Annotated in this window: 13 protein-coding genes; 4 read left to right on the top strand and 9 right to left on the bottom strand. The window is 53.3% G+C overall.

The genetic code is table 11. The features are described 5' to 3' along the window. Positions 1 to 298: 298 nt before the first annotated feature. The 3 genes from kdgA to zwf all read right to left on the bottom strand — a co-directional run bounded on the left by kdgA (position 299) and on the right by zwf (position 4,497). Positions 299 to 937, bottom strand: a complete 639-nt coding sequence (gene kdgA / locus ACSZO4_RS10725) for a bifunctional 4-hydroxy-2-oxoglutarate aldolase/2-dehydro-3-deoxy-phosphogluconate aldolase (RefSeq protein ID WP_437888907.1) — start codon at positions 935 to 937, stop codon at positions 299 to 301. A 38-nt stretch (positions 938 to 975) separates the two neighbouring features. Next, positions 976 to 2,787 carry a phosphogluconate dehydratase gene (gene edd / locus ACSZO4_RS10720; protein ID WP_437888906.1) on the bottom strand — a complete coding sequence of 604 codons (1,812 nt, stop codon included), beginning with the start codon at positions 2,785 to 2,787 and terminating at the stop codon, positions 976 to 978. 234 nt (positions 2,788 to 3,021) lie between these two features. After that, on the bottom strand, positions 3,022 to 4,497 hold the full coding sequence (gene zwf, locus ACSZO4_RS10715) for a glucose-6-phosphate dehydrogenase (protein WP_437888905.1): 1,476 nt from the start codon (positions 4,495 to 4,497) through the stop codon (positions 3,022 to 3,024). A gap of 346 nt (positions 4,498 to 4,843) precedes the next feature. On the opposite strand from zwf, the gene ACSZO4_RS10710 reads away from it, so the two are divergent. Beyond that, on the top strand, positions 4,844 to 5,713 hold the full coding sequence (locus ACSZO4_RS10710; RefSeq protein WP_437888909.1) for a MurR/RpiR family transcriptional regulator: 870 nt from the start codon (positions 4,844 to 4,846) through the stop codon (positions 5,711 to 5,713). A 125-nt stretch (positions 5,714 to 5,838) separates the two neighbouring features. Further along, the gene (pyk, locus tag ACSZO4_RS10705) at positions 5,839 to 7,281 is read left to right on the top strand and encodes a pyruvate kinase (protein ID WP_437888904.1); all 1,443 of its coding nucleotides are present in this window, start codon (positions 5,839 to 5,841) and stop codon (positions 7,279 to 7,281) included. A 44-nt stretch (positions 7,282 to 7,325) separates the two neighbouring features. Here pyk and lpxM read toward each other — a convergent pair whose 3' ends face one another. The 3 genes from lpxM to znuA form a co-directional block, all read right to left on the bottom strand. Next, positions 7,326 to 8,300, bottom strand: a complete 975-nt coding sequence (gene lpxM / locus ACSZO4_RS10700; protein WP_437888903.1) for a lauroyl-Kdo(2)-lipid IV(A) myristoyltransferase — start codon at positions 8,298 to 8,300, stop codon at positions 7,326 to 7,328. 121 nt (positions 8,301 to 8,421) lie between these two features. After that, positions 8,422 to 9,753, bottom strand: coding sequence for a murein DD-endopeptidase MepM (mepM, locus tag ACSZO4_RS10695; protein WP_437888902.1), 1,332 nt, complete (start codon positions 9,751 to 9,753; stop codon positions 8,422 to 8,424). Between the two features lie 15 nt (positions 9,754 to 9,768). Beyond that, on the bottom strand, positions 9,769 to 10,713 hold the full coding sequence (znuA, locus tag ACSZO4_RS10690) for a zinc ABC transporter substrate-binding protein ZnuA (protein WP_437888901.1): 945 nt from the start codon (positions 10,711 to 10,713) through the stop codon (positions 9,769 to 9,771). A 78-nt stretch (positions 10,714 to 10,791) separates the two neighbouring features. On the opposite strand from znuA, the gene znuC reads away from it, so the two are divergent. After that, on the top strand, positions 10,792 to 11,547 hold the full coding sequence (gene znuC / locus ACSZO4_RS10685) for a zinc ABC transporter ATP-binding protein ZnuC (protein ID WP_437888900.1): 756 nt from the start codon (positions 10,792 to 10,794) through the stop codon (positions 11,545 to 11,547). Then, positions 11,544 to 12,329, top strand: coding sequence for a zinc ABC transporter permease subunit ZnuB (gene znuB / locus ACSZO4_RS10680; protein ID WP_437888899.1), 786 nt, complete (start codon positions 11,544 to 11,546; stop codon positions 12,327 to 12,329). The genes znuC and znuB overlap by 4 nt, the downstream gene beginning before the upstream one ends. Positions 12,330 to 12,663: 334 nt before the next feature. On the opposite strand, the gene ruvB is transcribed toward znuB, so the two are convergent. The 3 genes from ruvB to ACSZO4_RS10665 all read right to left on the bottom strand — a co-directional run bounded on the left by ruvB (position 12,664) and on the right by ACSZO4_RS10665 (position 15,066). After that, positions 12,664 to 13,674, bottom strand: coding sequence for a Holliday junction branch migration DNA helicase RuvB (gene ruvB, locus ACSZO4_RS10675; RefSeq protein ID WP_437888898.1), 1,011 nt, complete (start codon positions 13,672 to 13,674; stop codon positions 12,664 to 12,666). A gap of 8 nt (positions 13,675 to 13,682) precedes the next feature. Next, positions 13,683 to 14,294, bottom strand: coding sequence for a Holliday junction branch migration protein RuvA (ruvA, locus tag ACSZO4_RS10670; protein ID WP_437888897.1), 612 nt, complete (start codon positions 14,292 to 14,294; stop codon positions 13,683 to 13,685). Between the two features lie 127 nt (positions 14,295 to 14,421). Next, positions 14,422 to 15,066 (bottom strand): hypothetical protein, encoded by a 645-nt coding sequence (locus ACSZO4_RS10665; RefSeq protein ID WP_437888896.1) that lies wholly within the window; start codon positions 15,064 to 15,066, stop codon positions 14,422 to 14,424. Between the last annotated feature and the right edge of the window lie 17 nt (positions 15,067 to 15,083).

Raw genomic sequence — 15,083 nt, 5'->3', positions numbered from 1 at the left:
ATACAGCTCAGCTAAGGTAAGGCTAATACAGATAAGGACTCCACTGAACCCCACCGATTAAATCGCACCTTCCCTAAGTAATATTGCCTCTGGCAATCAACTTCCGATTATACCTCTATTTTCCTGCGTAAAAATAAAAACAATATATTCAATTTTTATATGCGTTAAGGTGAAACACATTCACCATATAAAGACAAAATAATATCAGGCCCGGCCCGAATGCCTTCAGACGAAAAAAAACCGTATCGCTTTACAGCAATACGGTTTTTTATGCAGACAATGAACCTGCGTTAAACGCTTACTTCGCGCCTTCTACCGCTTCGCGAGCAAGTTTAGTGATACGGTCGTAGTCACCCGCTTCCAGCGCATCAGCCGGAACCAGCCAGGAACCGCCGATGCACAGCACGCTTTTCAGCGCCAGATAGTCACGGTAGTTAGCCGGAGAAATACCGCCAGTCGGGCAGAAACGAACCTGCGCAAACGGACCAGCAATGGCCTGCAGGGCTTTAGTGCCGCCGTTGGCTTCAGCCGGGAAGAATTTGAACTCTTTCAGGCCGTAGTCCATACCCAGCATCAGTTCAGACACGGTGCTGATACCAGGGATCAATGGGATAGTGCCTTCGGTTGCCGCTTTGAGCAGAGGTTCAGTCAGGCCTGGGCTGATAGCAAACTGTGCGCCAGCTTCGGTCACTTCTTTTAACTGCTGCGGGTTAAGCACGGTACCGGCGCCGATAATCGCATCCGGCACTTCTTTGGCAATGGCGCGGATAGCATCCATTGCACAAGGGGTACGCAGAGTCACTTCCAGTACGCGAACACCGCCTGCAACCAGCGCTTTCGCCATCGGAACAGCGTGCTCCAGTTTATTAACAACGATAACCGGCACAACCGGACCGGTTTTCAGGATTGCTTCTGCACTCGTTTTCCAATTTTTCATCAGAGTTTTTCTCTCGCCAGAACGAATAAACTTGTCATTTAAAAATCGATACAGGTTGCGCCCTGTTCTGCGCCGGACAATTTTTCCCGCAGTGCGCCGAACATTTCACGCCCCGTGCCCACGCGCATTGCGCTCAGGTCAGGAATATGTGGCTGGCGGGCGGTCAGTTCTGCCTCATCCACCAGCAGCGTCAGTTCGCCAGTCTGTCCGTTAACACGGATCATGTCGCCATCGCGAACTTTTGCCAGTAACCCACCGTCGTATGCTTCGGGGGTAACATGAATTGCGGAGGGCACTTTACCCGATGCACCGGACAGACGTCCATCAGTAACTAACGCAATTTTGAAACGGCGGTCCAATAATACACCAAGCGGCGGCATAAGTTTATGTAATTCTGGCATGCCGTTCGCTTTTGGCCCCTGATGGCGAACAACGACCACGCAGTCTTTGTCCAGCAGACCGGCTTCAAACGCCGGAACCACATCATGCTGGCTTTCGAAGATAACGGCGGGGGCTTCAATAACCTGGTATTCGACCGGTACGGCTGAGGTTTTCATTACCGCGCGCCCCAGGTTGCCGCTAAGCACTTTTGTCCCACCGTGGCGTGAGAACGGCGCATCGACCGTGGCAATAACGTTGGTATCAAGCGGCGCAGCGGCGCCTTCACGCCAGTCCAGTTCGCCGTTGTTCAGCCATGGCTCGAGGGTGTAACGTGAAAGACCGAACCCGGCTACAGTGTTGACATCCTCATGCAGCAAGCCGCCTTTGAGCAGTTCACGCATCAGCACCGGTACTCCGCCCGCCGCCTGGAAGTGGTTAATGTCTGCCGGGCCATTTGGATAGAGTTTTGCCATCAGCGGCACCACTTCCGAAAGCTCAGAGAAATCATCCCAGTTAATGATGATGCCTGCGGCGCGCGCCATCGCCACCAGATGCATGGTGTGGTTCGTCGAGCCGCCGGTTGCCAGTAATGAAACGATCCCGTTCACCACCGCCTTCTCGTCGATCATTTTACCCAGCGGCATCCACTCGCTGCCGTTGCCGGTCAGGCGAGTGACCTGGCGTGCCGCAGCTGAGGTCAGCGCTTCACGCAACGGCGCATCCGGATGCACGAAGGAAGAGCCCGGCAACTGCATGCCCATAAACTCAATAACCATCTGGTTGGTATTGGCCGTACCGTAGAAGGTACAGGTGCCCGGCGCGTGGTAAGACGCCGCTTCAGACTCCAGTAGCGCAATACGATCCACCTTGCCTTCGGCATAGAGCTGACGAATGCGCACTTTCTCTTTATTTGGCAGTCCGCTGGCCATCGGGCCTGAAGGTACGAAGACCGCAGGCAGATGACCGAAGGAGAGCGCCGCCATTGCAAGACCGGGGACAATTTTGTCACACACGCCGAGGTACAATGCGCCGTCAAACATGTTGTGAGACAGTCCGACTGCTGCCGACATCGCAATCACTTCACGGCTGAGCAGTGAAAGCTCCATGCCGTCCTGGCCCTGGGTCACACCGTCGCACATGGCAGGCACCCCTCCGGCAACCTGGCCAATGGCATTCACCGAATGCAGGGCTTTGCGGATGATATTGGGATAGGTTTCGTAGGGCTGATGAGCGGAGAGCATATCGTTGTAGGAGGTGATGATAGCAATATTGTTACGCAACATGCTTTTCAGACCGGCCTTGTCCTCCGGCTGGCAGGCCGAGAAGCCATGGGCAAGGTTGCCGCAGGCCAGCGATGAGCGGTGGACCGTTTCGCTTTTAGCTTGTTCGATGCGTTTTAGGTAGGCGGTCCGGCTTTCGCGCGAGCGTTCAGCAATACGATTTGTTACGCGTAACAATATTGAGTTCATAGAGGCTCCTGAAATTTATCTGTCTGGGGTAATGCTGGACTAAGTTCTGACCTGACAAGCTCATTCGTCAGATTTACAGTAGTCGCGCGCCCCAACGGCAAAATCGCTTCAGCCAGTGTAATAAAAAAAGCTCCGCTGGTGAATCCAGTCGGAGCTTGAAAGGTGAAAAATTGTCCTGATTTCTGTGTTAGATCATGTTACCGGTAAAATGAAATAACATCACCGACACAACAGTTACTCAAATTCGTTCCAGGAACGACCATCGCGGGTGATCATCGCAACCGACGCAACCGGTCCCCAGGTGCCAGCCTGGTAAGGTTTTGGTGAGTCATTGTCCATCGCCCAGGCTTCGGTAATGGAGTCAACCCATTTCCAGGCTTCTTCCACTTCATCACGACGCACAAACAGTGCCTGAATGCCACGCATGGTCTCCAGCAGCAGACGCTCGTAGGCATCTGCCAGATGTGATTCATTGAAGGTTTCGGAATAGCTCAGATCCAGCTTGGTGATTTGCAGATTATGCTTGTGATCAAGACCCGGAACTTTGTTAAGCACCTGAATATCCACACCTTCATCAGGTTGCAGACGAATGGTCAATTTGTTCTGCGGCAGATCCTGCCAGGACTCTTTAAACAGGTTCAGCTCAGGGGTTTTGAAGTACACCACCACTTCGGAGCATTTGGTCGGCAGACGCTTACCGGTTCGCAGGTAGAACGGAACACCTGCCCAACGCCAGTTATCGATATCCACGCGGATAGCCACGAAGGTTTCGGTATTACTCGACTTGTTCGCCCCTTCCTCTTCCAGGTAGCCCGGCACTTTTTTGCCCTGCGCAAACCCGGCGGAATACTGACCACGAACCGTTTTTTCACGCACATTAGTGCGATCAATACGGCGCAGCGATTTCAGTACTTTGACTTTTTCGTCACGAATGCTGTCAGCGCTGAGATCGGACGGCGGCGACATCGCAATCATGCACAGAATTTGCAGCAGGTGGTTCTGGATCATGTCACGCATTTGACCGGCCTGGTCAAAGTAGCCCCAGCGGCCTTCAATGCCTACTTCTTCCGCAACCGTAATTTCAACATGATCAATGGTGCGATTATCCCAGTTGTTGACGAACAGGGAATTGGCAAAACGCAGCGCCAGCAGATTCAGCACCGTTTCTTTACCCAGGTAGTGGTCGATACGGTAGACCTGGCACTCTTCGAAGTACTCGCCCACCTGGTCATTGATCTCACACGATGTGGCCAGCGAGGTCCCCAGCGGTTTTTCCATCACCACACGCGCAGGCTTGGCATTCAGTTTTGCTTCACCCAGACCACGACAGATCGCGCCAAAGGTGCTTGGCGGCATCGCAAAGTAGTTAATGGTGGTGCGCTCTTTCTGAGAGAGCATTTTACCCAGACGGTTAAACGCTTTCACATCGTTGACGTCCAGATTACAGAAGTCCAGTCGACCGCTCAGCGTATCCCACAAACTTTCATCGATCTTTTCCTTCATGAAAGTTTCCAGCGCTTCGCGCACGACCCTGGTATAGGCTTCTTTGTCCCACTCCGCGCGCCCTACACCCAGGATGCGCGTATCGGGATGAATCTGACCTGCTTTTTCTAGTTGATACAGGGAAGGCAGCAATTTTCGACGAGCGAGATCGCCTTTCGCGCCGAAAATGACCAGGTCACATGCCTGGGCTGTTTGCGTTACCGCCATGTCATTCTCCTCAGTTGGCTTTTCCTGGTGCTTATGCCAGGCCTTAGTTGTAATTTTATTACACTGCACTGTACTGCTTTTACCTGATTCCCGAAACCGCTAACGCTTGTCCAGCCGTGCGTTCGCCTGTCATTTGGCGAAATTCTGGCTTTTCGCCCGGAAAAGGCTGGATGTTTGCCTGATGCACAGAGGATAAAATCCGACTGTGATCAAGTAATGAAAAAAAACAACAACAATTCTCGTTGCAACTTACCTTTCTGCTGCGCAGGGAGGTAATATCAAACCAAACCGCTTCACGGTTTTACACTCTTGTGGAACCGTTTTACTGATGAGCATGCTGCTGATAATGAATATGCTGGAAAAGATCCAGTCTCAACTGGAACACCTTAGCAAATCCGAACGTAAAGTGGCTGAAGTTATTCTTGCCACGCCGGATAAAGCCATCCACTCCAGTATCGCCACACTCGCACTGGAAGCGGGCGTCAGTGAACCTACTGTAAACCGTTTTTGCCGCAGTCTCGATACTCGTGGTTTTCCCGACTTCAAGCTCCATCTGGCGCAAAGCCTCGCCAATGGCACGCCCTATGTCAACCGTAATGTCGATGAAGATGACAGCGTTGAGGCTTATACTGGAAAAATTTTCGAATCTGCCATGGCAAGCCTCGATCATGTCCGGCAATCGCTGGATATGACGTCGGTAAACCGGGCGGTGGATTTACTCACCCAGGCGAAGAAAATCGCCTTCTTTGGTCTGGGATCTTCCGCCGCTGTTGCCCATGATGCAATGAACAAATTTTTCCGCTTTAATGTCCCGGTAGTCTATTCCGACGACATCGTGTTGCAACGTATGAGTTGTATGAATTGTAGCGATGATGACGTCGTGGTGCTGATTTCTCACACCGGCCGCACAAAAAGTCTGGTGGAACTGGCTCAACTGGCGCGTGAAAACGATGCCATGGTCATTGCGCTCACCTCCGCGGACACCCCGCTGGCCCGTGAAGCGACTCTGGCTATCACTCTGGATGTACCGGAAGATACCGACATTTATATGCCGATGGTGTCGCGGCTGGCGCAGCTGACGGTTATCGACGTTCTTGCAACCGGGTTCACATTGCGCCGGGGGGCAAAATTCAGGGATAACTTGAAGCGTGTCAAAGAAGCACTCAAAGAATCGCGCTTTGATAAGGAACTCCTGAACAGGAGTGATAAACACTAACAGCAACAACAAAGTTGTAACATTTTACGCCATTCGGGTAAATTCACTGTTCTCCTCTCACGTGGAGACCGTACCCGAATTCATGTTCACGCAACACCTGGTTGTTTTAGACAACGGAGTATTACATGTCCAGAAGGCTTCGCAGAACCAAAATCGTTACCACCCTCGGCCCGGCTACCGATCGCGATAATAACCTCGAAAAAGTTATCGCCGCAGGCGCCAACGTGGTGCGTATGAACTTCTCCCACGGCACCGCAGAAGATCATAAATTACGTGCGGATAAGGTACGTGAGATTGCGGCAAAACTGGGACGCCATGTAGCCATCCTTGGCGACCTGCAAGGGCCCAAAATCCGCGTGTCCACCTTTAAGGAAGGTAAAGTCTTCCTGAACATTGGCGATAAATTCCTGCTGGATGCCAACCTCAGCAAAGGCGAAGGCGACAAAGAGAAAGTCGGCATCGACTACAAAGGCCTGCCTGCTGATGTCGTTCCTGGCGATATCCTGTTGCTGGATGATGGTCGCGTACAGTTAAAAGTACTGGAAGTACAGGGCATGAAAGTGTTTACCGAAGTTACCGTCGGCGGCCCGCTTTCCAATAACAAAGGGATTAACAAACTGGGCGGCGGCCTGTCAGCCGAAGCACTGACTGAAAAAGATAAAGCCGATATCCTGACCGCTGCGCACATTGGCGTGGATTACCTTGCCGTCTCCTTCCCTCGCTGCGGCGAAGACCTTAATTATGCCCGCCGCCTCGCACGTGATGCAGGCTGTGACGCCAAAATTGTTGCCAAAGTAGAACGTGCAGAAGCCGTTTGCAGCCAGGACGCTATGGATGACGTTATCCTCGCCTCCGACGTGGTGATGGTCGCGCGTGGCGACCTCGGCGTGGAAATTGGCGACCCGGAACTGGTTGGTATTCAGAAGGCCTTAATTCGCCGCGCCCGCCAGCTTAACCGCTCTGTCATCACGGCAACGCAGATGATGGAGTCGATGATTACTAATCCGATGCCAACCCGTGCGGAAGTGATGGACGTGGCAAACGCCGTGCTGGATGGTACCGATGCGGTCATGCTGTCAGCGGAGACCGCTGCGGGTCAGTACCCGGCTGAAACCGTCGCCGCTATGGCGCGCGTCTGCCTGGGCGCAGAGAAGATCCCCAGCATCAACGTTTCCAAACACCGCCTGGATATTCAGTTCGATAACGTCGAAGAAGCCATTGCGATGTCTGCAATGTACGCGGCTAACCATCTGAAAGGCGTCACGGCGATTATCTCCATGACCGAATCCGGACGCACGGCGCTGATGACCTCCCGTATCAGCTCCGGACTGCCGATTTTCGCCCTTTCCCGCCATGAACGTACGCTGAACCTCACCGCGCTGTACCGCGGCGTAACCCCGGTCTATTTCGACAGCACCAGTGAAGGTGTGGTCGCCGCCAGCGATGCGGTCAACCTGCTGCGTGACAAAGGCTATCTGCTCTCCGGTGATCTGGTTATCGTCACCCAGGGAGACGTGATGAGCACCATTGGCACCACCAATACCACCCGCATTCTGACAGTCGAATAAGTGAAACGCTAAAACGACAATCCCCGCCAGATGCGGGGATTTTTTTATTTCTTCTTCGGGAACAGCTCTTTTCGCCGGTAGGGTTCAATTTCCCCCTCCCGACGCGTCTTCAGCAGCTTCAGGATCCAGGTATATTGCTCAGGATTCGGCCCCACCAGATTCTCCACTTCCTCATTCATGCGACGGGCAATGGTGTTGTCGTCCGCAGTTAGCAGATCGTCCATTGGCGGGCGCACCTGAATAATCAGCCGGTGCGACTTTGCGTCATAAATCGGGAACAGCGGCACAATGCGGGCGCGGCAGACTTTCATCAGGCGACCAATTGCCGGCAGTGTGGCTTTGTAGGTGGCGAAGAAGTCGACAAACTCGCTGTGCTCCGCGCCATGATCCTGGTCCGGGAGGTAATAGCCCCAGTAGCCCTGACGAACCGAGTGAATAAAAGGTTTAATCCCGTCATTTCGCGCATGCAACCGGCCACCGAAGCGACGGCGAACCGTGTTCCACACATAGTCAAAAACAGGATTTCCCTGGTTATGGAACATCGCGGCCATTTTTTGCCCCTGCGACGCCATCAGCATCGCGGGGATATCCACTCCCCAACCATGCGGGACAAGGAAAATAACGTTTTCATTGTTCTGGCGCAGCGTGTCAACGATTGCCTCTCCCCGCCATTCCACGCGGGGAAGGATTTTTTCCGGGCCGCGCAGCGCCAGTTCAGCCATCAGCACCATTGCCTGCGGAGCGGTGGCAAACATTTCGTCGATCAATGCTTCACGTTCGGTTTCACTTTTTTCCGGGAAACAGTACAGCAGATTAATCTGCGCCCGACGACGTGCGCTTTTACCCAGTTTTCCGGCCAGGCGACCCAGTTTACCCAGCAGCGGGTCGCGGACTGACGCCGGGATCATCGCAACGCCAGCGAAAGCCATTACTCCAAGCCATGCGCCCCAGTAGCGCGGATGGCGAAAGCTCTTTTCAAATTCGGGAATAAATTCAGTGTTATTTTTCTTCGTTTCCATGCAAATTCCGCAGGCAAGTGGGTATTTAAATAAGAAAAGTAAAGACAGTGTAGCGAGGCTCACTGTTTCCTACAAAAGAAAAAGCCGGTGTACGCAGACACCGGCTTTCAGGGTGCAGAGATTAATCGAAGCGGAGTTGAGGAACCACGTCCTTAACCTGGGCCAGATAGTCACGACGATCCGAGCCTGTTAACCCTTCGGTTCTCGGCAGCTTAGCCGTCAACGGGTTCACTGCCTGCTGATTAATCCATACTTCATAGTGCAGATGAGGCCCTGTTGAGCGTCCGGTATTGCCCGAGAGCGCAATACGGTCGCCACGTTTAACGCTCTGCCCTTCTTTCACCAACAGCTTACGCAGGTGCATATAGCGGGTGGTGTAGGTGCGCCCATGACGCACCGCAACATAGTACCCGGCCGCACCGCTGCGTTTGGCGACAACCACTTCGCCATCCCCGACAGAGAGCACTGGCGTGCCCTGCGGCATGGCGAAATCGACGCCCTTATGCGGTGCCACACGTCCGGTCACCGGGTTAAGGCGACGCGGATTAAAGTTCGAGGAGACGCGGAACTGTCTGGAGGTCGGGAAACGCATAAACCCTTTCGCAAGACCTGTACCGTTACGATCGTAAAATTTACCGTCTTCGGCACGAATGGCGAAATAGTCCTTGCCTGATGAACGCAGACGCACGCCCAGCAGCTGGCTTTGCTCCTGTTTGCCCTGCAACATCTCGCGGGACATCAGCACGGAGAATTCATCGCCTTTTTTCAGCTTGCGAAAATCCATCTGCCACTGCATCGCCTTGATGACAGAGCTTATTTCACTGCTGCTCAGTCCGGCACTTTTCGCACTGCTGACAAAGCTGCCGCCCACCGTCCCCTTCATCACCGCATTAACCCAGTCGCCTTCCTGCAACTCGCTGCTCATTTTAAAACCGCCATCCACGCGGTCATAGGTACGGGTTTCGCGGCGGGACATCTCCCAGGTCAGACGCTGTAAATCACCATCAGCGGTTAGCGTCCACGAGAGCTGCTGACCAATTTTCATATTACGCAGGTCTTTATCCGCCGAGGCAAGCTGGCTGATATCGCCCATATCAATACCGTACTGATTGAGGATGCTGCTTAAGGTATCGCCGGTTGAGACCACATATTCATGCACGCCAGCTTCACTGGCCGTTTTATCGTCCAGTTCATCCTGAGGAATGTCCTCCACTTCATCTGGCGTCGTCTGGTCAATGGGTTCGCTGGCATCAGGCAGAAGCGAACGAACTTCGTTCTTATCAAGCGTGATAACCTTGGCTACTGGGGCAGATTCCTGATATTCCGGATGGTAGACATACGGCCGCCAGACGGCGACCGTAAGGGTGAGTACTGTAAGTGACCCCAGCATAACGCGGTGGGGCCGGGGCAGATTATTAAATGCCAGAGCGACAGAGCGGGCTATCTGTTGCACGTATCCACTTCCTCGTTATTCTCCTTTCAGGCAGCTCGCGTACTGGTTCGACAACAGAGTCAGGAACTGTGTATAGCTCTCTTTACCCAGTTGGACAGGGGTTCCCAGCGGATCTAACGTCCCCATTCTGACGGACGTACCTCTGGCAACCGCTTCAACGACGGCCGGCCTGAACTGTGGCTCAGCAAAAACGCAGACTGCTTTTTGCTCAACCAACTGTGTTCTGATTTGATGTAAACGCTGCGCACCAGGTTGAATTTCAGGGTTGACGGTAAAATGACCCAGAGAGGTCAGCCCGTAGTGTTTCTCAAAGTAGCCGTAGGCATCATGAAAAACGAAATACCCCTTACCTTTCAGCGGTGCCAGCTCGCTACCAACTTGCTTATCTGTTTGGGCTAATTGTGCCTCAAATGCTTGCAGGTTGGCATCCAGCCGTGCTCGGCTTTGCGGCATAAGTTCCACTAATTTATCGTGGATTGCAACCGCCGACATCCGCGCAATCTCCGGTGAAAGCCACAGATGCATGTTGTAATCACCATGATGATGATGCTCGTCACTATTTTCATCGCCATGGTCGTGCCCGGCATGATCATGATCGTCATCATCACTGCCTTTGATGAGCAACGGTTCCACATTCGGCAGCGTCGCCATCTGGACTTGTTTTGCCGCCGGGATCTGCTGTGCCGACTTGTCCATAAAGGCTTCCATCTCTGGCCCAACCCAGAAGACTAAGTCCGCGTTCTTTAAGCGTTTTACATCTGATGGCCGTAGCGCATAATCATGCTCCGATGCGCCATCCGGCAGCAAAACCTCAGTAGTCGTGACCCCATCTGCAATGGCGGACGCGATAAAGCCTAATGGCTTAATTGAAGCGACGACCGCTGCATTTGCGGTGCCTGTTACAGCCCCCAAAAGGGCAGTGGAGAGTGTTGCGCAAAGAAGCGTATTTTTATGTAACATAATGCAACTACTTATCGTAATGAATGAGTGGAATGTGATATTATAACATTCTATCACTTGTGCAACCCTTTAAACGATATGACTAATTTGATTACTCTGCAAAATGTCTCCGTCAGTTTCGGTCAAAGACGCGTCCTGTCTGACATTTCGCTCAATTTAGAACCGGGTAAAATTCTTACCCTCCTCGGCCCAAATGGGGCCGGGAAATCGACGCTGGTACGCGTCGTTCTGGGGCTGGTAGCACCTGATTCCGGTACGATCAATCGCGGTAATAATCTGAAAATCGGCTATGTGCCGCAAAAACTTCACCTTGATGCTACTCTGCCGCTGACCGTGGGTCGTTTTATGCGTTTGCGCCCCGGCACCCATAAAGACGCCATTCTGCCCGCACTCAAGCGTGTCCAGGCCGCACACCTGGTCGATGCCCCGATGCAGAAACTGTCGGGCGGAGAAACTCAGCGCGTCCTGCTTGCCCGTGCTTTGCTCAATACTCCGGAACTGCTGGTTCTGGACGAGCCGACTCAGGGCGTTGATGTTAATGGTCAGGTCGCGCTGTATGACCTTATCGATACCCTGCGTCGCGAACTCAACTGCGCCGTGCTGATGGTCTCCCACGATTTACATCTGGTGATGGCAAAGACCGATGAAGTGCTGTGTCTTAATCACCATATCTGTTGCTCAGGCGCGCCTGAAGTGGTCTCTATGCACCCGGAATTCATTTCAATGTTCGGCTCTCGTGGGGCTGAACAACTGGGTATTTATCGCCACCAGCATAACCATCGCCATGATTTACAAGGGCGCATTGTATTACGTCAGGGAAATGGACGCGGATGATTGAATTACTCCTCCCCGGCTGGTTAGCCGGGATTTTGCTTGCCTGCGCGGCAGGTCCGCTGGGCTCCTTCGTTGTCTGGCGTCGGATGTCCTATTTCGGCGACACCCTGGCGCATGCCTCACTGCTTGGGGTGGCGTTCGGTTTATTGCTCGACGTTAACCCCTTCTACGCGGTCATCGTAGTGACGCTGCTGCTGGCAACCGGGCTGGTGTGGCTGGAAAAACGCCCCCATCTGTCGGTGGATACGCTGCTGGGGATCATGGCCCACAGCGCCTTATCGCTCGGTATGGTGGTGGTCAGTTTGATGTCGAACATCCGCGTCGATTTGATGGCCTACCTGTTTGGCGATCTGCTCGCGGTAACGCCGCAGGATTTAATTTCTATTGCGCTGGGAGTGGCGGTGGTGCTGGGAATTCTGTTCTGGCAGTGGCGTAATTTACTGTCAATGACCATCAGCCCTGAACTGGCATTTGTCGATGGCGTTAAGATCCAGCGGGTCAAATTGCTGCTCATGCTGGTCACCGCGCTGACCATCGGCGTGGCCATGAAGTTTGTCGGTGCGCTGATCATCACCTCGCTGCTGATTATCCCGGCGGCAACAGCCCGTCGCTTCGCCCGGACCCCCGAGCAGATGGCGGGTGTTGCGGTCGGCATCGGGATGATTGCCGTCACCGGAGGGCTTACCTTCTCCGCGTTCTATGACACCCCGGCGGGGCCTTCAGTGGTGCTCTGCGCCGCGCTGTTGTTTATCTTCTCAATGGTGAAAAAGAGCGCCCGTTAATCGTCATCTCCCCTTCTCTTCCGGGGCACCTGATATTGATTCGGGTGCCCTGCCGCTAGCAGCAAATACCCTTAACGCAGGTGTTGTCATTTATATATTTCAGCCTTGTGATCTTTTGCGCAATTCTTTACGACTGCGGCGCTGTGGTCAGACAAGTCCTTCTAGAGTTTGATCAGGGACTGACTGTACGGGCATGGACAGGTTAACCGGGCGGGAGGGGCAATATGCTACTGATCGGATTGGGCGTCCTGATTGCGCTTTTCCTGCTGGCAGTGCTGGTTTCCCGTTCCGCCATGCAGGATATCGACAACGATTATTGACAGCTAAATGGAGCTTACGGCATTGCCGGTGGCGTGATGCCAAAGTGATTCCATGCCCGCACCGTCGCCATACGTCCGCGCGGCGTACGTTGCAGGAAACCCTGTTGGATCAGATAGGGTTCCAGAACATCCTCAATGGTTTCGCGCTCTTCACCAATCGCCGCAGCGAGGTTGTCCAGCCCGACCGGCCCGCCAAAGAATTTATCTATCACCGCGAGCAGCAGTTTACGGTCCATATAGTCAAACCCTTCGGCATCGACATTGAGCATATCAAGCGCCTGCGAAGCGATATCCTGAGAAATCGCCCCGTCATGTTTCACTTCGGCAAAATCACGCACGCGGCGTAACAGGCGGTTGGCAATACGCGGGGTGCCACGTGCGCGACGGGCCACTTCCAGCGCCCCTTCCTCACTCATATCCAGCCCCATAAAACGTGCGCTGCGCCCGACGATGTGCTGTAAATCGGCCACCTGATAAAACTCCAGCCGCTGCACGATCCCAAAGCGGTCACGCAATGGCGACGTCAGTGAACCGGCGCGGGTGGTAGCCCCTATCAGCGTAAACGGCGGCAGGTCGATTTTGATGGAGCGCGCGGCAGGCCCTTCGCCAATCATAATATCCAGCTGATAGTCTTCCATCGCCGGGTAGAGCACCTCTTCGACCACCGGTGACAGACGATGAATTTCATCAATAAACAGGACATCATGAGGTTCGAGGTTGGTGAGCATCGCCGCCAGATCCCCGGCTTTTTCCAGCACCGGGCCGGAGGTGGTACGTAAGTTGACGCCCATCTCGTTGGCGACGATGTTGGCAAGCGTGGTTTTACCGAGGCCCGGAGGGCCGAAAATCAGCAGATGATCCAGGGCATCGCCACGCTGTTTCGCCGCCTGGATAAAGATTTCCATTTGCGAGCGAACCTGCGGCTGGCCGATATATTCAGCCAGCATTTTCGGGCGAATAGCCCTGTCCGCGACCTCTTCGGCATTAACGCTGCCGGGGGAAATCAGACGGTCTGCTTCTATCATCCTTTACCTCACAACGCGGCACGTAGTGCTTCGCGGATTAGCGTTTCACTGCTGGCATCCGGCTTGGCGATTTTACTGACCATCCGGCTGGCTTCCTGTGGTTTATAGCCCAGCGCCACCAGTGCGGCAACGGCTTCCTGTTCTGCATCGTCCGTCGCCGGACCTGCCGGTGAGGTCAACACCAGATCGGCTGCCGGCGTGAAGAGGTCGCCATGCAGACCTTTAAAGCGGTCTTTCATTTCGACAATCAGGCGTTCGGCGGTTTTCTTGCCAATACCCGGCAGTTTAATCAGTGCCGCAGGCTCTTCCCGCTCAACCGCATTAACAAACTGCTGCGCGTTCATACCCGAGAGGATCGCCAGCGCCAGTTTCGGCCCTACGCCATTGGTTTTAATCAGCTCACGAAACAGAGTACGCTCTTGTTTGTTATTAAAACCAAACAGCAGATGTGCATCTTCACGCACCACAAAATGGGTGAAAACCACCGTCTCTTTACCGGCTTCAGGCAATTCGTAGAAACAGGTCATTGGCATATGTACTTCATAGCCCACACCGCCAACCTCCAGCAGCACTAAAGGGGGTTGTTTTTCGAGAATAATGCCTCTGAGTCTGCCTATCACATGACGCTCCTGCGTAAGGGCCGAAGTAAGAATCCTGTATCATAAAAAAAGACTGGATAAATATCCAGATGAAAATAGCGTACCGCTACGTATCAGCAGTTGAGCCCTCTGTTGAAAAGGCGTAGTTTTATGGTCCCTTTCTGATACGTACATGGTAAGTAATGCATTCGACGCGAATTTTTTTACGCCCCCGGCGAAGAATTTCACTGCTTCGGGTGGTATTACAAACCCGATACTGAGTGCCGATAAACTGCCTGATTTCGTCAGGATCGTCCGTCTCCAGCAATTGTTGACGTCGGGTGGTACAGACCCGGTACATCAGCAGACTCGCCCGCTTACGCTTCAGCGAGACTGAGATTCGGTAAATAAGATACGTAATAGCGATAAAAACCAGAATCCCCCAGATCATCATCAGAAAAGGGATCCGGCTATTAATAAAGAAAAATGAAGCGCAGGGTTTTGCAATGCGGGGATTACCCTGAACAACCTGCATGCAGATTTGTACGCCAGGCGCGGTGCGTTCTTTTTCAGCATGCCAGTGCCAGCTTTTGCCCTCAGCCAGCCATGTGACATCGTAAGCATAAAGCGTAGAGCAATCTTCACGCCCGCGAAATCGGGTACAGGTGTTGTATAGTCGCCGCTCGCTGCTGCTGGTCACGTGCAGGTTTGTCACCTCGCCAGTGGTGGTAACACTGCCGCGATAGTAGTGGAACTCCGTTATTAATACATACCCATTGAGTATGAGAAAAAGAACAAAGAGCACGCTTTTCATTGGCAATATCACCGCCC

The organism is Phytobacter sp. V91, from assembly GCF_965644225.1.
Classification (GTDB): domain Bacteria; phylum Pseudomonadota; class Gammaproteobacteria; order Enterobacterales; family Enterobacteriaceae; genus CBFFRJ01.
The sequence above is the reverse complement of the archived record's forward strand: the minus strand, read 5'-3'. Positions and strand labels throughout refer to the sequence as shown.

Coding starts and splice junctions, on each gene's coding strand:
- pyk (WP_437888904.1), top strand. CDS start 5,839: ATGTCCAGAAGGCTTCGCAGAACCAAAATCGTTACCACCCTCGGCCCG.
- znuB (WP_437888899.1), top strand. CDS start 11,544: ATGATTGAATTACTCCTCCCCGGCTGGTTAGCCGGGATTTTGCTTGCC.
- zwf (WP_437888905.1), bottom strand. CDS start 4,497: ATGGCGGTAACGCAAACAGCCCAGGCATGTGACCTGGTCATTTTCGGC.
- kdgA (WP_437888907.1), bottom strand. CDS start 937: ATGAAAAATTGGAAAACGAGTGCAGAAGCAATCCTGAAAACCGGTCCG.
- ruvB (WP_437888898.1), bottom strand. CDS start 13,674: ATGATAGAAGCAGACCGTCTGATTTCCCCCGGCAGCGTTAATGCCGAA.
- znuC (WP_437888900.1), top strand. CDS start 10,792: ATGACTAATTTGATTACTCTGCAAAATGTCTCCGTCAGTTTCGGTCAA.
- znuA (WP_437888901.1), bottom strand. CDS start 10,713: ATGTTACATAAAAATACGCTTCTTTGCGCAACACTCTCCACTGCCCTT.
- lpxM (WP_437888903.1), bottom strand. CDS start 8,300: ATGGAAACGAAGAAAAATAACACTGAATTTATTCCCGAATTTGAAAAG.
- edd (WP_437888906.1), bottom strand. CDS start 2,787: ATGAACTCAATATTGTTACGCGTAACAAATCGTATTGCTGAACGCTCG.
- ACSZO4_RS10710 (WP_437888909.1), top strand. CDS start 4,844: ATGAATATGCTGGAAAAGATCCAGTCTCAACTGGAACACCTTAGCAAA.
- ACSZO4_RS10665 (WP_437888896.1), bottom strand. CDS start 15,066: ATGAAAAGCGTGCTCTTTGTTCTTTTTCTCATACTCAATGGGTATGTA.